The sequence below is a fragment of the Streptomyces sp. NPDC001796 genome (genome assembly GCF_042892355.1).
Lineage (GTDB): Bacteria > Actinomycetota > Actinomycetes > Streptomycetales > Streptomycetaceae > Streptomyces.
The window spans coordinates 274,821-291,800 of sequence record NZ_JBIAUC010000006.1 but is presented as its reverse complement, the minus strand read 5'-3'; the positions used below and the strand labels follow the sequence as shown (position 1 = coordinate 291,800).

Below are 16,980 nucleotides of genomic sequence, written 5' to 3'. Positions count from 1 at the left end.
GCGACCGACCCCGTGAAGTCGGCGACCGAACCGGCGAAACCGGCGACCGACCCCGTGAAGTCGGCGACCGAACCGGCGAAACCGGCGACCGACCCCGTGAAGTCGGCGACCGAACCGGCGAAACCGGCGACCGACCCCGTGAAGTCGGCGACCGAACCGGCGAAACCGGCGACCGACCCCGCGAAGTCGGCGACCGAACCGGCGAGGCCCGCGACCGACCCCGCGAAGTCGGCGACCGAGCCCGCGACGCCCGCGACCGAACCCGCGAGCCCCGCGCCCCAAGCCGCGGAAGCCGACACCGCTCCCGCGGCGGAGCCCGACGCGACCGCCGGCGAAGCCCACCGTGGCGAAACCCGTCCCGGTGACACCCGGCCCGACGGGACCGACGGCGAGCAGCAGACCCGGAAGTCCCCGAAGAAGTCCCCCAACCCCCACGACCCCCCAGGAGGCACGCGGTGAACGGCGCTCTCGACGTCGCCCTGCGACTCCTCGTCGTGTTCGTCGTCTTCCTCACCTTCCCTCTGATCGTCGGTCAGACCGAGCACAAGGTCATGGCCCATATGCAGGGCCGCCTCGGCCCCATGTACGCGGGCGGCTTCCACGGCTGGGCCCAGCTCGTCGCCGACGGCGTGAAGTTCGCGCAGAAGGAGGACGTCGTCCCGGCGGGCGCGGACCGCCGTATCTTCCAGCTGGCCCCCGCCGTGGCCCTGCTGCCGTACCTCCTCGTCCTCCTCGCGATCCCCATCGGCCCGAGCGAGGGCGCCGTCGGCCAGGTCGTCGACGCGGGCATCTTCTTCGTCCTCGCCGTCATGGGCGTCGGCGTCCTCGGCTCCCTCATGGCCGGCTGGGCCTCCGCCAACAAGTTCTCCCTCCTCGGCGGCCTCCGCACCGCCGCCCAGCTCCTCGCCTACGAACTCCCCATGCTGCTCGCGGCCGCCTCGGTGGCCATGGCGGCGGGAACCGTCTCGCTCCCCGGCATCCTCGACGCCTTCCACTGGTGGTGGCTGCCCTGGCAGATCGTCGGCGCGATCGTCTTCTTCGTCGCCGGCCTCGCCGAGCTGCAACGCCCGCCCTTCGACATGCCCGTCGCAGACTCGGAGATCATCTTCGGTGCGTACACCGAGTACACCGGCCTCCGTTTCGCCTTGTTCCTGCTCGCCGAGTACGCCGGGATCATCGTCCTGTGCGGCCTGACCACCGTCCTCTTCCTGGGCGGCTGGCACGGCCCCTGGGGCGCCGACGGCCTCGGCTGGCTCTGGACCCTGCTGAAGACCGCGATCCTCGCCTTCGTCGTCATCTGGCTGCGCGTCACCTACCCCCGGCTGCGCGAGGACCAGCTCCAGAAGCTCTCCTGGACCCTCCTCATCCCCCTCTCCCTCGCCCAGATCGCCCTCACCGGCATCGTCAAGGTGGTGATCTCCTAATGGCCCGCCCGTCGCCCGACCACCACCCCTCAACGACGCCCTCTGGGCGGCCGCGCCTCTCGGTTCCCGGCTCCGGCCTCGCCAAGGGCCTGGCCGTCACCCTCCGCACGATGACGAGGAAGTCCGTCACCGAGCAGTACCCCGACACCCAGCCCGCGCTGCCGCCCCGCAGCCGCGGTGTCATCGGCCTGTTCGAGGAGAACTGCACGGTATGCATGCTGTGCGCCCGCGAGTGCCCGGACTGGTGCATCTACATCGACTCCCACAAGGAGACGGTCCCGCCCGCCGCCCCCGGCGGCCGTGAACGCAGCCGCAACGTCCTGGACCGCTTCGCCATCGACTTCTCCCTCTGCATGTACTGCGGCATCTGCATCGAGGTCTGCCCCTTCGACGCACTGTTCTGGTCCCCGGAGTTCGAGTACGCCGAGACCGACATCCGCGACCTCACCCACGAGCGGGACAAGCTCCGCGAGTGGATGTGGACCGTGCCGGCCCCGCCCGCCCTCGACCCGGGCGCCGAGGAGACGAAGGAGATGGCGGCAGCCCGCAAGACCGCCGAGAAGCTGGCTGCCGCGCAGGCCGAGCCCGCAGATCAAGCAGAGCCCGCCGAGCCACAGGGAGGAGAGTCGTGAACACCCTCTCCGCCGCACTGGCCACCGCCGCCGCGGCCTCGCGCGGCTTCCTCTCCCCGACCGGCGTCGAGATCGCCTTCCTCCTTGTCGGCCTGGTCACCTTCGGCGCCGCCCTGGTCACCGTCACCACCCGGCAACTGGTGCACGCCGCCCTGTGGCTCGTGGTCACCCTCGGCGGGCTCGCCGTCGAGTACCTCCTGCTCACCGCCGAGTTCATCGCCTGGGTGCAGGTCCTCATCTACGTCGGCTCCGTCGTCGTCCTCCTCCTGTTCGGTCTGATGCTCACCAAGGCCCCCATCGGCCGCTCCCCGGACGCCGACTCCGGCAACCGCTGGGCCGCCCTCACCGTGGCCGTCGCCGCCGCGGCCGCCCTGGTGTGGGTGGTCGTCGACGCCTTCCGCACGACCTGGATCGACCTCGGGGGCGCCGCCTCCGGCTCCACCAAGGTCACCGGTGCGAGCCTCTTCCAGAACTGGGTCCTCCCCTTCGAGGCACTCTCCGTCCTCCTCCTCGCCGCACTGGTCGGCGCGATCGTCCTGTCCCGCAAGGCGAAGGCGGACGCGGCGGCCACCGCCGCGAACGCCCCGGCCACCCCGGACACCCGGAGCGAGAAGGGAGGCGTCCGCTGATGCACCTCGCCTACCCCGCCGTGCTCTCCGCCCTCCTTTTCTGCACGGGCCTGTACGGCGTCCTCGCCCGCCGCAACGCGATCCTCGTCCTGATGTCCGTCGAGCTGATGCTCAACGCCGTCAACCTCAACCTCGTCGCCTTCGACGTCTGGCTGAGCCGTGCCGCCCGCGAGACGCTGCACTCAGGACAGGCCCTGACCCTGTTCACCATCGCCATCGCCGCCGCCGAGATCGGCATCGGCCTCGCGATCGTCCTCGCCGTGTACCGCAACCGCGGCACCTCCGACATCGACCGGCTCCGCGACACCGCCGAGGGCCACGACGGCGACACCCCTGCGGCTGAGAAGGCTGAGGCCACCGCGTGACCACGACCACCCTCGCCGTCCTCGTACCCCTCCTTCCGTTCCTCGGCGCGGCGGCAGGCCTGCTCCTCGGCCGCACGGTGCCCGGACTCGTCCGCCCGCTCGCCGTCCTGCCCACCCTCGCCTCGCTCGTCCTCGCCGTGCTGGTAGCCGCCCGGCAGGGCGGAGGCCGGGCCCTCGATGCCGCCACCGAGCTCACGCCCACCGGCTCGGTCCCGATCGAACTCGCCCTGCACATCGACGGCTTCGCCGCCCTCGTCGCCGTCCTGGTCGGCACCGTCGCCACCTGCGTGCAGATCTACTCGACTGGCTACCTGCGCGACGACCCGCGCTACCCCTCCTACGCCGCTCTCGTCTCCCTGTTCACCTCCGCGATGTTCCTGGTCGTCTACTCGGGCGACCTGATCGTGCTGCTGGTCGGCTGGGAAGTCATGGGCATCTGCTCCTACTTCCTGGTCGGCCACTACTGGGAGACCCCGGAGGCCCGCGCCGCCTCCCTGAAGGCATTCCTGGTCACCAAGCTCGGCGACGTGCCCTTCCTGATCGGCCTGTTCGCGCTCGGCACCGATGCCGGCTCCTTCCGCATCACCCACGTCCTCGGCACCGCCGTGAGCGGCGGACTGCACCACCCGACCCTGGTCGCCCTGCTGCTCCTGGCCGGCGTGGCGGGCAAGTCGGCACAGTTCCCGCTGCACACCTGGCTCCCCGACGCGATGGCGGGCCCGACGCCCGTCTCCGCGCTGATCCACGCCGCGACGATGGTCGCCGCCGGTGTCTACTTCATCGCCCGTCTTCTCCCGGTCTTCCAGGCCTCCTCGGCCGCCATGGTCGTCCTCGCCGTGATGGCCGCGGTCACCATGGCCGGCTCGGCGCTCGCGGCGCTCGCCCAGGACGACATCAAGCGCGTTCTCGCCTACTCGACGATCGGCCAGCTCGGCTACATGACCGGCGCCCTCGCCGTCGGCGACCGCGGTGCCGCCGTGTTCCACCTCCTGTCCCACGGCGCCTTCAAGGCGCTGCTGTTCCTCGCCGCCGGCGTGATCATCCACGCCGCCGGAACCAACTCGCTGGCCGCCATGTCCCGTATGAGGGACCTGCGAGACCGCATCCCCGACGCCTTCTGGACGATGACCGTGGCGCTCCTCGCGCTCGCCGCGATCCCTCCGTTCTCCGGCTTCTTCTCCAAGGAGTCCGTCCTGGGGGCCGCCGAGCACGTCGCCACCGGCCACACCGAACACGCCCCCGGTGCCGCAGGCTGGATCGTCCTCGTCACCGGCCTGGTCACGGCCCTGCTCACCGCGGCCTACGCGACCCGGCTGTGGCTGCTCGCCTTCCGCGGCCACGGAGCCCAGGCCCCCGACCACGGCAGGCAGCCGCTGGTCATGAACGCCGTGCTCTGGGTGCTCGCAGCCCCGTCGATCGCGTTCGGCCTCACCTACCGTGTCCTGCCCGACTGGTTCGACGGACGCTCCCTGACGCCGACGCTCACCACCTCCGTCCTCGGCACGGGCCTCGCCCTGGTCGGCGCACTCGTGACCTACGGCGCCTGGCGGCACACCACCGCACTCGCGGCCCGCGTCCCGCTGGGTGCCGTCGCGGCCCACCCGGAGGCGGACGCCGGCCTGGTCGAGGCCGAGGCGATCGCGAGCCACGTGCCCGCGTACGGCGACATCGCCTACGCGCCCGACCCGGCGGACCCGGGTCGCCTCCTGCTCGGTCCGCTGCACCGCCACGCGGCCGAGGGCTTCCACCTGGACGCCGTGTACGACTGGCTCTTCGTCCGCCCGGTCAGGGCCGGAGCGAGCCTCGTGCAGTTCCTGGACCGGGAGGTCGTCGAGACCTACGTACGCGGCGCGGGCGCCGTGCCCCGCCTGCTCGGGGCCGCCGTGCGGCGCGCCCAGACCGGCAATGTGCAGACCTATGTGAGCGCGCTGCTCGCCGGCACCGTCGTCCTGGCGGTGGCCGCCCTCCTCGTCGCCACGGGAGCGTGAGCCGGCGTGATCGATATCAGCGAGTCCGTGATGCAGTTCCTTCTGGCATTCGTCGTCGTCGCGCCGCTCCTCGGCGCGCTCGCCGCCCTCCTCCCGGCACCGCCCGGGCTGAAGGGGAAGTCACCCGAGCAGGCTGTGCTGCGGCACGGTGTGACCGTCACCGGCGCCGTGCTCATCGCGGCGATCGCCCTCGCGCTCGGCTTCGACCATGACCACCCGTCGAAGATGCAGGCCACGACCGACATCAGCTGGATCCCCGCACTCGACGTGCGGATCCACCTCGGCATCGACGGCATCTCCCTCCCCCTTCTGGCGCTGACCGCGCTGCTGACCTTCCTCTGCGCGCTCTACTCGTACTTCAAGCCGCCCACGGGCCCTTCCCCGAAGGCCTTCGTCTCGCTGCTGCTCCTCCTCGAGTCCGGCACCCTCGCGTCCTTCGCCGTCCTCGACCTGCTGCTGTTCTTCCTCGCGTTCGAGATGGTGCTCATCCCGATGTACTTCCTCATCGCCCGCTGGGGCGGTGAGGGGCGGACCCGGGCCGCGTGGCGGTTCATCCTCTTCACGCTGCTCGGCTCCGTCGTCATGCTGCTCGGCCTGCTCCTGATCGGGATCAAGGCGGGCACGTTCGACATGGTGGCACTCGCCACTGACAACGGCCGGTCACTCACCGCATCCGTGCAGGTCATCGCGGTTCTGGCGGTCGGGATCGGGCTCGCGGTCAAGGCCCCGATGTGGCCACTGCACAGCTGGCTGCCCGACGCCCACACCGCGGCACCGACCGTCGGCTCGGTCCTGCTGGCCGGCGTCCTGCTGAAGATGGGCACGTACGGTTTCGTGCGCATCCTCCTGCCGATCGCGCCCCACGGCTTCCACACCTTCGCGCCGTACCTCGCCGCCTTCGCCGTCGTCGGGATCATCTACGGATCCCTCGCCTGCCTCGCCCTCGCCAAACGAGGCGCGAAGGGCGACCTCAAGCGGCTCATCGCCTACTCCTCCGTCGGCCACATGGGCTTCGTACTCCTCGGCATCGCCACGACCACCCCGACCGGCGTCAACGGCGCGCTGTTCGCCAACATCGCCCACGGCCTCATCACCGGCCTGCTGTTCTTCCTGGTCGGCGCGCTGAAGGACCGCACCGGCACCACCGACCTCGACACCCTCGCGGAGGAGACCGGCGCCGCCCTCTACGGCAAGGCCCCCCGCCTCGGCGGCCTGATCGCCTTCGGTGCCGTCGCCTCGCTCGGTCTGCCGGGCCTCGCCGGGTTCTGGGGCGAGATGCTCGCGATGTTCGGCGCGTTCAAGCCCGCCGCCGACCTCAGCCGCCCCGCCTTCCTCACCTTCATGGCGATCGCAGCCTTCGGCACGCTGCTCACCGCCGCGTACATGCTCATCGTGGTGCGCCGCGTGTGCATGGGCGCCGTACCCCAGGAGACTCCCGAACTCGCCGACGTCCACAGGTACGAATTCGCGGCCTGGACGCCGCTCGTCGTCCTCACCGTCCTCGCCGGCCTGTGGCCGAAGGCACTCCTCGGCCTGACCGACCCGGCCGTGCAGCAGCTCCTCGCAGGAGGCACCCGATGAGCTCCCTCGTCCAGTCCGTCGACTGGCTGGCGATCGCACCGCCCACCATCGCGGCGGCCGTCGGACTCCTCGTGCTCGTCGCCGACCTCTTCCTCGACGAGCGGCACAAGGCCCTCCTCGGCTGGGCGTCCATCGCCGGACTGGCTGCCGCGATCCTCATGCTGCTGCCCCTCCTGGACGGCGACCGCGCCACCTTCTGCCTGACCGGCAGCCCGCAGGTGTGCAGTTACACGGCGGACCGTTTCACCCTGGTCATCCAGTTCCTCGTGCTCGGCGGCGCCCTCCTCGCCGCCCTGCTGTCGGTCACCGCGCTGAAGGACGCCAGGAAGGACGTCCCCGAAGGGGAGTTCTGGTTCCTGCTGCTGTCCTCAGCCGCCGGTGCCGCCCTGCTGCCCGCCTCCCGCGACCTGGCCACCCTCATCGTCGCCCTGGAGGTCGCCTCCCTGCCCGCGTTCGCCCTCGTCGGCATCCGGCACGGCGACAAGAAATCCTCCGAAGCCGCCCTGAAGTTCTTCCTGTCCTCCGTCACAGCGACCGCGGTCAGCCTCATGGGCATCAGCTTCGTGTACGCCTCCACCGGCACCCTGTACCTCACCCAGGTCGCCGACCGGATCCAGCACGTGGACGGACAACTCCACACGCTCACCCAGACAGGCGTCGTCCTCACCCTCGTCGGTTTCGCCTTCAAAACGGCCGCCGTCCCGTTCCACTTCTGGGTGCCCGACACCTATGTGGGCGCGCCCCTCCCGGTCGCCGCCTACCTGTCCGTCGTCGGCAAGGCGGTCGGTTTCTCCGGCCTGATCCTCGTCACCGTCGTCGCCCTCCCGTCCTACTCCGACGCCTGGGGCCCGGCACTGGCCGCACTGGCAGCCCTCACCATGACCGTCGGCAACGTCGGCGCCCTGCGGCAGCAGGCCACGCGCGCGTACAGCGCGGTACGCCTGCTCGCCTGGTCCTCCGTCGGCCAGGCCGGCTACCTCCTGGTGCCGATCGCAGCGGCCGCGTACTCCAAGGACGCCCAGAAAGCGATCGGCTCCACCGTGGCGTACGCCCTCATGTACGCGGCGGTGAACCTCGGCGCCTTCGCGGTGGCCGCACTCGTGGGCCGTACCAGGGCCCTGAACCGCATCACCGACTACCGCGGCCTCCACGCCTCGAACCCCCTCGCCGCGCTGCTCCTGGCGTTCTTCCTGCTGTGCCTGGCAGGCCTGCCGCCCGGCATCATCGGCCTCTTCGCGAAGGTCACCGTCTTCTCCGCGGCCGTCGACGCCGGACTCGGCTGGCTCGCCGTGGTGATGGCGGTCAACGTGGTGATCGCGCTCTTCTACTACCTTCAGTGGACGGCCCTGCTCTTCCGCGCCCCCGAGGGGAAGCCGGAGAAGCACCGCGTCCCGGCTCCGCTCACGGCCGCCCTCACCCTGACGGCCGTGCTGGGTGTCGCCCTGTCAGGAGCTCCCCAGCTGGTGCTGCGCTTCTCGGCCACCGCGCTCTTCTGACCCGCGCCCCCGCGCCCCCGCGCCCCCGCGCCCCCGCGCCCCCGCGCCCCCGCGCCCCCGCGCCCCCGCGCCCCCGCGCCCCCGCGCCCCCGCGCCCTCGCGCGCGGGCGCCCGGCATCCGGCACACGCGCGTGCCGGATGCCGCCGCCTCACCCGGACGAACCACGGACTGCCGCGCCCGCACAAGGGAACTCGTGTCGCCCGCCTGGCGTTGACCAGTGCGGGAAGGTCCACTGAGAAGTGGAGTCGACAAGCAGTTCGCAGACAAAGGGTTCCCCTGCCGCACCACTTGGAGGGCGTACCGTGCACCGCCGGCACAACGGGCTCAGGACCGCAGTACTCCTCGGGGGACTGTCCGCACTCATCATCGTCATCGGCAGCTTCTTCGGGCGTACCGGCCTGATCGTCGCACTCCTCATCGCCATCGGCACGAACGCGTACGCGTACTGGAACAGCGACAAACTGGCTCTACGCGCGATGCGCGCGCGCCCGGTGAGCGAGTTCGAGGCCCCCGCCCTGTACCGCATGGTCCGTGAGCTGTCCAACCAGGCCCGCCAGCCCATGCCCCGCCTCTACATCTCGCCGACGGAAGCGCCGAACGCCTTCGCGACCGGCCGCAACCCGCGCAACGCGGCCGTGTGCTGCACCGAGGGCATCCTCCGGCTCCTCGACGAGCGCGAGTTGCGGGGCGTCATCGGACACGAACTCAGCCACGTCTACAACCGCGACATCCTCATCTCGTCCGTCGCCGGCGCCCTCGCCTCCGTGATCATGTTCCTGGTGAACTTCGCCTGGCTGATCCCGGTCGGCCGCTCGGACGACGACGACGGCCCCGGCCTGCTCGGCTTCCTGCTGATCATGCTCCTGGGCCCGCTCGCCGCGTCCCTCATCCAGCTGGCCATCAGCCGCTCCCGGGAGTACGAGGCGGACGCGTCCGGCGCCCAGCTCACCGGAGACCCCCTGGCCCTCGCGAGCGCACTGCGCAAGCTGGAGATGGGCACGCAGCAGCTGCCGCTCCCGTCCGAGCCGCGGATCGAGACGGCGAGCCACATGATGATCGCCAACCCCTTCCGTCCCGGTCAGGGGCTGTCCAAGATGTTCTCCACCCACCCGCCGATGGCGGAGCGCATCGCCCGGCTCGAGCAGATGGCAGGTCGCCACCGGTGAAGACAATCCTGAACGTCGTCTGGCTCGTGCTGAGCGGCTTCTGGCTGTTCCTCGGCTATATGCTCGCGGGCGTGCTGCTGTGCGTCACGATCATCGGCATTCCGTTCGGCGTCGCGGCCTTCCGCATCGGTGTCTACGCGCTGTGGCCCTTCGGCTATACGACGGTCGAACGCCGGGACGCGGGCGCGCCGTCCTGCATCGGCAACGTCCTGTGGCTGGTCCTGGCCGGCTGGTGGCTGGCCCTCGCCCACATCGTCACGGGCATCGCCCTGTGCGTCACGATCATCGGCATCCCGTTCGGCATCGCGAACTTCAAGCTGATCCCCGTCTCGCTGCTGCCGCTGGGCCGCGAGATCGTGCGGACGGACCAGTCTTTCGCGACGCGCTGACGGACGCCCGGGCAGCGGCTGACGGCCGCCCGGGCAGCGGCTGACGGCCGCGCGGGCAGCGGCTGACGGACGCGTGGGCGCAGCAGGGGCGGAAGCGCGGGCAGCGGTGCGGACTCCTGATCGCCCGTCTGCGGCGTGGCCGGTTGCTGCCGCCCGCCCACCGCCCGCAGCCCGGGCCGGTGGTTCGCTACCGCCCGGCCACCCACCGCCGTACGCCGTACGCCACCACGCCGAGGACCAGCACACCCGCCCCCACGCCCACGGACACCCCGGGCAGCGCGAACGCCAGCGTGACGCAGCCGAGGAGCCCGACCGCCGGTACGACGCGCGAAGCCGGCGCCGAAGTCAGGGTCCAGGCGGACGCGTTGGCGATCCCGTAGTAGGCCAGCACCCCGAAGGAGGAGAACCCGATCGCGCCCCGCACGTCCACCGTCGCGGCGAGCGCGGCCACCACGGCACCCACGGCCAGTTCGGCCCGGTGCGGCACCTGGAACCGCGGGTGCACGGCGGCCAGGACGCCCGGCAGGTGCCGGTCGCGGGCCATGGCCAGCGTGGTCCGGGAGACGCCCAGGATGAGCGCCAGCAGCGAACCCAGCGCGGCCACCGCGGCACCCACCCGTACCACCGGCACGAGACCGGGCACGCCCGCCGCGCGCACCGCGTCGGCCAACGGTGCCGCGGTACGCCCCAGCCCGTCGGCACCCAGTACCGACAGCACAGCGACAGCCACCGCCACGTACACCACCAGCGTGACGCCCAGCGCCAGGGGGATCGCGCGCGGGATGGTGCGTGCCGGGTCCCGCACCTCCTCGCCGAGGGTGGCGATCCGCGCGTAACCCGCGAACGCGAAGAACAGCAGCCCCGCGGCCTGCAGCACCCCGCCGGCCCCGCCGAAGCCGCCGGCGTCCAGCCGTGAGGCGTCGGCCGCACCGGACGCGAGACAGGCGACGACCACCGACGCGAGGACGGCCAGGACCACCGCCACGATCAGCCGCGTCAGCAGGGCCGACTTCTGCATACCGCCGTAGTTCACGGCGGTCAGGGCCACCACGGCCGCGACCGCCACCGCGTGCGCCTGCCCCGGCCAGACGTACGCGCCCACGGTCAGGGCCATCGCCGCACAGGAAGCCGTCTTGCCGACGACGAACGACCAGCCCGCCAGATAGCCCCAGAACGCTCCGAGCCGCTCGCGCCCGTACACGTACGTGCCGCCCGAGGCGGGATACAGGGCGGCCAGGCGTGCCGAGGAGGCCGCGTTGCAGTAGGCGACCACGGCGGCGACCGCGAGCCCCGTCAGCAGCCCCGACCCGGCGGCACGCGCCGCGGGGGCCAGGGCCGCGAAGATCCCCGCCCCGACCATCGATCCGAGCCCGATGACGACGGCGTCCCCGACCCCGAGGGTCCGTCGCAGCCCCACGCCACTGGGCGTCTGTGCCCCGGACTGTGTCATGGACCGAACCCTACTGAACCGTGCAACCGGCGGCCGCCGCGGAGGCGTCCTCCCCGACAACGACGCGTCACGAACTCGAGAACGAGCGCGTGACCAGCACAATCACACACCGTCGAGGTATGACACAGCCTGGCCGGAGCAGGAACACAGCACAGGCACAGCGCGGAGAGGCAGGTTCACGGCATGGGCATCGTCAGCTGGATCATCCTGGGGCTGTTGGCAGGCGCCATCGCCAAGTTCCTGCTGCCGGGCAAGGACCCCGGCGGCTTCATCGGCACGACCCTCATCGGCATCGCGGGTGCCTTCATCGGCGGCTGGATCTCCGCGCGCTGGCTGCATCACCCGATCACCAAGCACTTCTACGACGGTGCCACCTGGGCGGCCGCGATCGGCGGCTCGCTCGTGCTGCTGATCATCTACCGTGTCCTGTTCGGCGACTCCCGCCGCTGAACGCGCCACCGAAGCCGCAGCCAGCAGCACAGAAGGGTGGGCACCCCGCGCTCCGGGGTGCCCATCCTGCGTCGTGGAAGGGGTCCTACCGGTCCTACCGGTAGTTCACGAACTGCAGGGCGAAGTCGAAGTCCTTGCCCTTGAGCAGCGCGATCACGGTCTGGAGGTCGTCCCGGCTCTTGGAGCTGACACGCAGTTCGTCGCCCTGCACCTGGGCCTTGACGCCCTTGGGACCCTCATCGCGGATGATCTTCGCCACCTTCTTCGCGTTCTCCTGGGTGATGCCCTCCTGGATCGACGCGAAGATCTTGTACTCCTTGCCGGAGAGCTGCGGCTCACCGGCCTCCAGCACCTTCAGCGAGATGCCACGCTTGACCAGCTTGGTCTCGAAGACGTCGAGGACGGCCTTCACCCGGTCCTCGGAGTTGGCCTGCATCAGGATCTTGTCGCCGGACCAGGCGATCGAGGCGCCGACGTTCTTGAAGTCGTAGCGCTGGGAGATCTCCTTGGCGGCCTGGTTGAGGGCGTTGTCGACCTCCTGCCGCTCGACCTTCGAGACGATGTCGAAACTGGAGTCGGCCATGTCCTGTGGCTCCTTGTATAGGGATGGAACGGGCTGCGTATCGGCGTGCGGGAGCGCGGCCGCCCGGCCCGGCGTCGAGCCGGTCCGCATCCGCATAAGCCTAGCCACCCCCTCCCCTCGGGGTCGCCGATCTATCGGGTGGCGAAGCACCCCTGTGCATCAGGTATCGTTTACGTCGTTGCCAGGGAGCACCGCCGAAAAGCGGCTTCCAGGGCGGCAATCCCCGGCGGTGTGCCCGAGCGGCCAAAGGGAGCAGACTGTAAATCTGTCGGCTATGCCTACCCAGGTTCGAATCCTGGCGCCGCCACACGGAAGCATTGGGCCCGTGACCTGCGAAGAAAGCAGGTCACGGGCCCATTGTCATGCGTCCACGCGATCAGCGCACTGTCTCACGCTGTCTCGCGTTCGAACGCTGTCTCTCGGACCGTGTGGACGGGCCGTGGACGGCGTCCACGGCGCTCAGCCGTGCTGTCCCAGACGCGCGGAGATCTTGGCGTTGGCGGCCTCGTCTCCGTCGCTGAGGAACTTCGCGTAGACCCGGAAGAGGACGGCGACGCTGTGGCCGGCGCGCTTGGCCACTAGCTGAGGCTCCACGCCAGAGCTGAGCCAGGTCGAGACGGCCGCGTGACGAAGATCATAAGGGCGCTTCGCAAGGGCGGATTTCTGCTGAGCGGGCGTGAGGGCGCGCGTACGCGCTTCGGCCCAGACTTCGCCGTACCCCGTGTCCTGGATCAGTCCGCCCCGTGTCGTCTGGAACAGTCGGCCGTCCGGGGCCGTGCCGTATGCGCTGACGTGCCACCGGAGCAGAGCGACCAGCTCCGGCGGGATGGGGACGGGACGGACTGCCTTCCGGGGCCGGTGCTTCAGGCCCCGCCGATCGTGAGCCTCGCCGCTGTCTGTCCACGCAGTGCCCGACCGCGGCCGGGTTTCGCGGAAGCGCAGCATGCCCCACCCGCGGCGTGGCAGGTCGCAGTCCTGAAGCCGCAGGCCGATGACTTCGGCCGGCCGTGCCGCCGCGTAATAGATGCAGCCGAAGAACGCGACCAGACGACGGCCGCGCGGGCTCTGGTCCCGCACGGCTGCAAGCAACTTCGCGGCCTGCCCGGGGTCCGGCACGCAGGCAGGGTCTACCTCCTCTTCCACCTGCTCGGGTGCCTTCCACTGGACGTGTGGCAGGGGGTTGTCCGGCAGCAGTCCAGCGTCCACCGCGTACGCGAGAGCGTTGTGGAAGATCGCTCGCTTCCTGCGGATGGTCCCTGCCGCCGCAGTTTTGCCGTCCAGCTTCTTGGTCAACGCATCGAGGGCAGCTCGAACCCGCAAGCGGTCTGACAGCGCCGAAGTGGGGACCGACTTCCGCTCGAACCAAGCGAGGATCTTGGCGACGTCGGCCGGGGGCTCTTCGCTCCAGCGGTTCTTGTTGAAGGCCCAACTGTAGAGCGCAGTGCGAACGGCTCTCGGCTCCGCCATGCCCTTGGTGTCCTTCACCAGGGCGGGCATCACCGTCGCCATGGCCTCAGCCAGCGTCCGGCGCGTGCCGGCGGGGGAGTGGTCCCACTTCATGTCGATGTACCGCCGGGCGTGCTCGTACCACGAGATGTCCTGTTCCTTGGTGACCAGCGACTTCGGTAGTCCGCTGTCCACGTCGAAGGGCTCACCCTCGCGAGCGGCCGTAATGAGCTGGGCCCGGCGGCTCTCCGCCAGGCCCAGCGTCAGGAAGGACTCGGAATGGGGGCGCGTGCCCACTTTCCACCGAAGTTGGTAGGGCTTCCGGTAATCGCGCTTCCGGATTGCCCAGATACGTACGGTGTAGCTCCACTCAGTCACGCGGCTTCCAATTCATCTTTGAAGGCGTCCAGGTCGCTTCGGCGCACGCAGATGCGACCGGACGGCGTGCGCTTCGCCTCCGGCCCGTAGCCGCGGTTACGCCACCGGTACCAGGTCGCGCGGCTGATGCCGATCTCTTCCAGGGCGTCGCTCAGCGGCAGCAACTCGTCTTTGGGCACGCGGCGCCGACGGGAAGGCGTGGCCATGTCGGATATCTCCTTGGGAAAGAAGGAGGGACAGACAGAAGAAGGGGCCGTCGAGACCCCTCCTGGGAATCCGCAACATCCGCAACGCCGCAACATTGCAGGTCAGCGGCTTGGATTTGTTGCGGATGGCGGTTGTGTTGCGGATATGTGCCGCCGCGCGGGGCGCGGCGGCACCGTGGGGGCGAGGGTGGTCAGCCGACGACGCGCAGGGGGCGTGTGTCGGTTTCCGCGGACGTGTGGCGGCTTTGCTCGGGGGCTTCCGCCACAGATTCACCCCCGTTGACCTGCGGTGTTGCGGCTGTTGCGGCTGTTGCGGACTTTCCGGGGGGAGGGGGGCAGTAGCGGGCCCAGGCGTCGGCCAGGTCCTCCGCGTAGTAGCCCTTCGGGGTGCCGCTGCCGATACGGACGCTGCGGGGCTTGATCGGGGTGTTGTCGGGACGGACGTACTGGCTCAGGAGCTTGGACAGACGGCGGGCGGTGAGCGGTTTGCCGTCGTCGTCCATGTCGGCCCAGGGCGCGTCATCGAGTCCGAGGAGGACTTCGAGGATGGCGGCGGTGGGCATGCGGTCGGCGCCGCAGAACACTCGGTCGCGCAGGTCGGTCAGCAGGCGGACTCCGAGGGAGGCTTCGTCGCCCTCCTGGGCGGCCTTGATGAGTTCGACGCAGGCGGCGCGGGCGCGCTCGGGCCACTGTCCGCCAGCCGCGTCGGCGACCGCGAGGAGCGGTTCCCACACGTCGGCGGGCCGGTCGGAGACTCCCTCGGGCATCTCGGGCCAGGCTTCGGCGACCTGGTCGTGCACGGTGGTGGCCCATTCGGCGAGCCGGTCCCGCAGGGCGTGGCCCTGCTTCTCGTGGACGCGCCGACGGTAGGGCTCGGCCTTCTCGTTGGGTGCCTTCTTGCGCATCCGGATGATGACCGAGCGGGTCAGGATCGTGTCCGGTAGCGAACCGAGCCCGGCCATGGCGACGGCGCAGTAGGACGAGAACCACTCGGTGCTCTGGTTCGAGCCGTCCCCGACGCAGCGCAGGGACTTCGCGCCGCGCCGGTATCCGGAGTTGAGGAACCCGCGCACCTCTTCGTTCCCGCCAGCTTTGGGGCCGAAGACGGTGTCGATCTCGTCGAAGAGGAGCGTCGGGGTTCCCTCTTCGGCTTCCACGAGCCGGAAGAGCGCGTTGGCGGAAGCGTTGACGGTGGTGGCCGCGCGCGGGGTGAGGGTTTCCACGATCTCCAGTGCGCGGGACTTGCCGGACCCCGGTTCGGGGCTGAGGAAGGCCAGGCGGGCGGTGCCGTCGAACGCGTCGATCAGGTGCGCGTGCGCGTCCCACAGGGTCACGGCGACGTAGGCGGCTTCGGTGGGGAAGACGTTGAAGCGGCGGTGGAACGCTTCAACTTCATCGAGCAGGGCGGCGCCGTCGATGGACGGGGTGGCAGGGTTGGTGCCGGTCATGCGGCGTTCCTCCTTTCGGTGTGCAGGGCGGGAGCTCCCGTGCAGGCGTATTTGTGGGCGTCGTACTCGGCGGCCAGGGCGGCCACGGCGTGCTGTCCGGTGACCGTTGCGGTCTGGCCGCAGGTGCAGGCGTAGGCGGCGGTGGGGGTGCCGCTGTAGCGCTTGGACCAGCGGGCGCCGTCGTCGTGGGAGCGGTAGACCGGCGGGGCGTAGATGCGGATCCCGGGCCGCTCAGGCGTGGGATCGTCGGCGCCGTGGGCCGGGTGCGGGTCAGAACGAAGGGCTGAAAGGACGGCCTGACGGCCGGCGCCCTTCGTGCCACGGCCCCCGCCGGGGCCTGCCGCAGCCAGGCGCGGACCGGCTGGTACGACGGAGGGGGAGGGCTTTTCAGTGGGGAATGCGGGGTGCGCGTGCGTGGTCATCGCGCCTCCCGCGGTCGGGCGGTGCGGATGGACCAGTTCAGGGCGCTGCGCAGGGTGGAGCGGCACTCGTACGGCTTGAGTCCGGCCGCCTCCCCCGCACACTGAAAAGCCTCCTCGACCACATGGCGGGGGATGTCGCCCCAGGCCACGAAGCGCCCCATGGCCCGTGCGGCCTTGAACAGGGTCTGTTCCCGCTCCCCTTGCGGTGCGGCCTCGATGGCGGCCCGCTCCCGCTCCAGCGCCACCTGCGCGCGGCGGCTGGCGTTGCGGGGCGGAGCGATGGACCCCGGAACGCTGGTCTTCGGCGTCTGCGTGAGGGCGTCGCGCAGCCATGCGGGGAGTTCGGCGACGCGCCAGGGGGCGGTGACCTCGTAGGCGGCGCCGTTGATGATGCTGCCGGCGGCGACGACGTAGCCGCCCCAGGCGCGGGTGTCGATGAGCGGTGCGAGCTTGCGCGCGGTATTGGTCAGGCGGATGCCGGGCGGGGCGGTGAAGTACAGGTGCATGCCGCCGCTAGGCGTCCGCACCGTGTAGGTGTCGGGCCAGGGCTGTCCGGCGCGCTCGCAGAGCGCCAGGAAGAAGGTCACGCCGTCAGGCGTGTCCGAACTGCTCTTCTCCTTGGGCACGTCCAGGTCGATGACGACCAGATTGGAGGGGCCGGTCGCAATCGCGATGTTGGCAGCGCTGGTCTCCCAGCACTGCGCGATGCGGTGCGGGTCGGTGCTGGCCCGCTGCTCCCACTTCAGGTGTCCGTTGGCGCAGTCCCCGGTGTTGCGGCAGCGGTCGGCGCCGTGCAGGGCGGGTTGCTTGCTGCCGGGTCGAAGAGGGAAGACGTGCCAGCCACGTGCGGCAGCGTCCAGGGCCGCGTGGAGCAGCGCTCCAGGGTCGGTTTGGGGCATGCTGGGTGGTCTCCTGTTCTGTGGTCA

The 16,980-nt window shown here is 70.7% G+C and carries 17 protein-coding genes, 1 tRNA gene and 1 pseudogene; 11 read left to right on the top strand and 8 right to left on the bottom strand.

Annotated elements, in window-relative coordinates; translation table 11 throughout:
- Positions 1-299, bottom strand: a pseudogene (locus tag ACFYZE_RS15515) (hypothetical protein); the annotation flags it as partial.
- A gap of 156 nt (positions 300-455) precedes the next feature.
- Between ACFYZE_RS15515 and ACFYZE_RS15510 the strand changes: the two are divergent.
- From ACFYZE_RS15510 to ACFYZE_RS15470, 9 genes are all read left to right on the top strand, one after another.
- The gene (locus ACFYZE_RS15510; protein ID WP_388993071.1) at positions 456-1,424 is read left to right on the top strand and encodes an NADH-quinone oxidoreductase subunit H; all 969 of its coding nucleotides are present in this window, start codon (positions 456-458) and stop codon (positions 1,422-1,424) included.
- A gap of 110 nt (positions 1,425-1,534) precedes the next feature.
- Complete coding sequence (locus tag ACFYZE_RS15505) at positions 1,535-2,056, top strand: 4Fe-4S binding protein (RefSeq protein ID WP_388993068.1); 522 nt, start codon at positions 1,535-1,537, stop codon at positions 2,054-2,056.
- Positions 2,053-2,685 carry an NADH-quinone oxidoreductase subunit J gene (locus tag ACFYZE_RS15500; protein WP_388993065.1) on the top strand — a complete coding sequence of 211 codons (633 nt, stop codon included), beginning with the start codon at positions 2,053-2,055 and terminating at the stop codon, positions 2,683-2,685. The genes ACFYZE_RS15505 and ACFYZE_RS15500 overlap by 4 nt, the downstream gene beginning before the upstream one ends.
- On the top strand, positions 2,685-3,050 hold the full coding sequence (gene nuoK / locus ACFYZE_RS15495) for an NADH-quinone oxidoreductase subunit NuoK (RefSeq protein ID WP_388993062.1): 366 nt from the start codon (positions 2,685-2,687) through the stop codon (positions 3,048-3,050). Before ACFYZE_RS15500 ends, nuoK begins: the two co-directional genes overlap by 1 nt.
- Positions 3,047-5,038: an NADH-quinone oxidoreductase subunit L gene (locus ACFYZE_RS15490; protein ID WP_388993059.1), complete on the top strand. Its 1,992-nt coding sequence runs from the start codon at positions 3,047-3,049 to the stop codon at positions 5,036-5,038. The genes nuoK and ACFYZE_RS15490 overlap by 4 nt, the downstream gene beginning before the upstream one ends.
- 6 nt (positions 5,039-5,044) lie before the next feature.
- On the top strand, positions 5,045-6,619 hold the full coding sequence (locus tag ACFYZE_RS15485; protein WP_388993056.1) for an NADH-quinone oxidoreductase subunit M: 1,575 nt from the start codon (positions 5,045-5,047) through the stop codon (positions 6,617-6,619).
- On the top strand, positions 6,616-8,115 hold the full coding sequence (locus ACFYZE_RS15480; protein ID WP_388993053.1) for an NADH-quinone oxidoreductase subunit N: 1,500 nt from the start codon (positions 6,616-6,618) through the stop codon (positions 8,113-8,115). Before ACFYZE_RS15485 ends, ACFYZE_RS15480 begins: the two co-directional genes overlap by 4 nt.
- A 303-nt stretch (positions 8,116-8,418) precedes the next feature.
- Positions 8,419-9,282, top strand: a complete 864-nt coding sequence (htpX, locus tag ACFYZE_RS15475) for a zinc metalloprotease HtpX (protein WP_388993050.1) — start codon at positions 8,419-8,421, stop codon at positions 9,280-9,282.
- Complete coding sequence (locus tag ACFYZE_RS15470) at positions 9,279-9,671, top strand: YccF domain-containing protein (protein WP_388993047.1); 393 nt, start codon at positions 9,279-9,281, stop codon at positions 9,669-9,671. Before htpX ends, ACFYZE_RS15470 begins: the two co-directional genes overlap by 4 nt.
- A gap of 187 nt (positions 9,672-9,858) precedes the next feature.
- Here the strand turns inward: ACFYZE_RS15470 and ACFYZE_RS15465 are convergent, their stop codons facing one another.
- The gene (locus tag ACFYZE_RS15465; protein ID WP_388993044.1) at positions 9,859-11,121 is read right to left on the bottom strand and encodes an APC family permease; all 1,263 of its coding nucleotides are present in this window, start codon (positions 11,119-11,121) and stop codon (positions 9,859-9,861) included.
- Positions 11,122-11,304: 183 nt separating this feature from the next.
- On the opposite strand from ACFYZE_RS15465, the gene ACFYZE_RS15460 reads away from it, so the two are divergent.
- Entirely contained in the window at positions 11,305-11,571 is a 267-nt protein-coding gene (locus ACFYZE_RS15460; RefSeq protein ID WP_200418794.1) for a GlsB/YeaQ/YmgE family stress response membrane protein, read from the top strand.
- A gap of 94 nt (positions 11,572-11,665) precedes the next feature.
- Here ACFYZE_RS15460 and ACFYZE_RS15455 read toward each other — a convergent pair whose 3' ends face one another.
- Positions 11,666-12,154: a YajQ family cyclic di-GMP-binding protein gene (locus ACFYZE_RS15455; RefSeq protein ID WP_103841221.1), complete on the bottom strand. Its 489-nt coding sequence runs from the start codon at positions 12,152-12,154 to the stop codon at positions 11,666-11,668.
- 225 nt (positions 12,155-12,379) lie between these two features.
- On the opposite strand from ACFYZE_RS15455, the gene ACFYZE_RS15450 reads away from it, so the two are divergent.
- Positions 12,380-12,461: transfer RNA gene (locus ACFYZE_RS15450), tRNA-Tyr, on the top strand.
- A 152-nt stretch (positions 12,462-12,613) separates the two neighbouring features.
- On the opposite strand, the gene ACFYZE_RS15445 is transcribed toward ACFYZE_RS15450, so the two are convergent.
- The 5 genes from ACFYZE_RS15445 to ACFYZE_RS15425 form a co-directional block, all read right to left on the bottom strand.
- Positions 12,614-13,978, bottom strand: coding sequence for a tyrosine-type recombinase/integrase (locus ACFYZE_RS15445; RefSeq protein ID WP_388993039.1), 1,365 nt, complete (start codon positions 13,976-13,978; stop codon positions 12,614-12,616).
- Positions 13,975-14,184, bottom strand: a complete 210-nt coding sequence (locus tag ACFYZE_RS15440; RefSeq protein WP_388993036.1) for a helix-turn-helix transcriptional regulator — start codon at positions 14,182-14,184, stop codon at positions 13,975-13,977. The genes ACFYZE_RS15445 and ACFYZE_RS15440 overlap by 4 nt, the downstream gene beginning before the upstream one ends.
- Positions 14,185-14,375: 191 nt before the next feature.
- Positions 14,376-15,632, bottom strand: coding sequence for a DUF3631 domain-containing protein (locus ACFYZE_RS15435; protein WP_388993033.1), 1,257 nt, complete (start codon positions 15,630-15,632; stop codon positions 14,376-14,378).
- A complete protein-coding gene (locus ACFYZE_RS15430) occupies positions 15,629-16,054 on the bottom strand; it encodes a hypothetical protein (protein WP_388993030.1) in 426 nt (141 codons plus the stop codon). The genes ACFYZE_RS15435 and ACFYZE_RS15430 overlap by 4 nt, the downstream gene beginning before the upstream one ends.
- Entirely contained in the window at positions 16,051-16,953 is a 903-nt protein-coding gene (locus ACFYZE_RS15425) for a bifunctional DNA primase/polymerase (RefSeq protein ID WP_388993028.1), read from the bottom strand. Before ACFYZE_RS15425 ends, ACFYZE_RS15430 begins: the two co-directional genes overlap by 4 nt.
- Between the last annotated feature and the right edge of the window lie 27 nt (positions 16,954-16,980).

Bases quoted from the DNA above. Each gene is read 5' to 3' on its own strand.
- ACFYZE_RS15430 (WP_388993030.1), bottom strand. From the start codon at position 16,054: ATGACCACGCACGCGCACCCCGCATTCCCCACTGAAAAGCCCTCCCCC.
- ACFYZE_RS15440 (WP_388993036.1), bottom strand. From the start codon at position 14,184: ATGGCCACGCCTTCCCGTCGGCGCCGCGTGCCCAAAGACGAGTTGCTG.
- nuoK (WP_388993062.1), top strand. From the start codon at position 2,685: ATGCACCTCGCCTACCCCGCCGTGCTCTCCGCCCTCCTTTTCTGCACG.
- ACFYZE_RS15465 (WP_388993044.1), bottom strand. From the start codon at position 11,121: ATGACACAGTCCGGGGCACAGACGCCCAGTGGCGTGGGGCTGCGACGG.
- ACFYZE_RS15505 (WP_388993068.1), top strand. From the start codon at position 1,535: ATGACGAGGAAGTCCGTCACCGAGCAGTACCCCGACACCCAGCCCGCG.
- ACFYZE_RS15460 (WP_200418794.1), top strand. From the start codon at position 11,305: ATGGGCATCGTCAGCTGGATCATCCTGGGGCTGTTGGCAGGCGCCATC.
- ACFYZE_RS15455 (WP_103841221.1), bottom strand. From the start codon at position 12,154: ATGGCCGACTCCAGTTTCGACATCGTCTCGAAGGTCGAGCGGCAGGAG.
- ACFYZE_RS15480 (WP_388993053.1), top strand. From the start codon at position 6,616: ATGAGCTCCCTCGTCCAGTCCGTCGACTGGCTGGCGATCGCACCGCCC.
- ACFYZE_RS15435 (WP_388993033.1), bottom strand. From the start codon at position 15,632: ATGACCGGCACCAACCCTGCCACCCCGTCCATCGACGGCGCCGCCCTG.
- ACFYZE_RS15425 (WP_388993028.1), bottom strand. From the start codon at position 16,953: ATGCCCCAAACCGACCCTGGAGCGCTGCTCCACGCGGCCCTGGACGCT.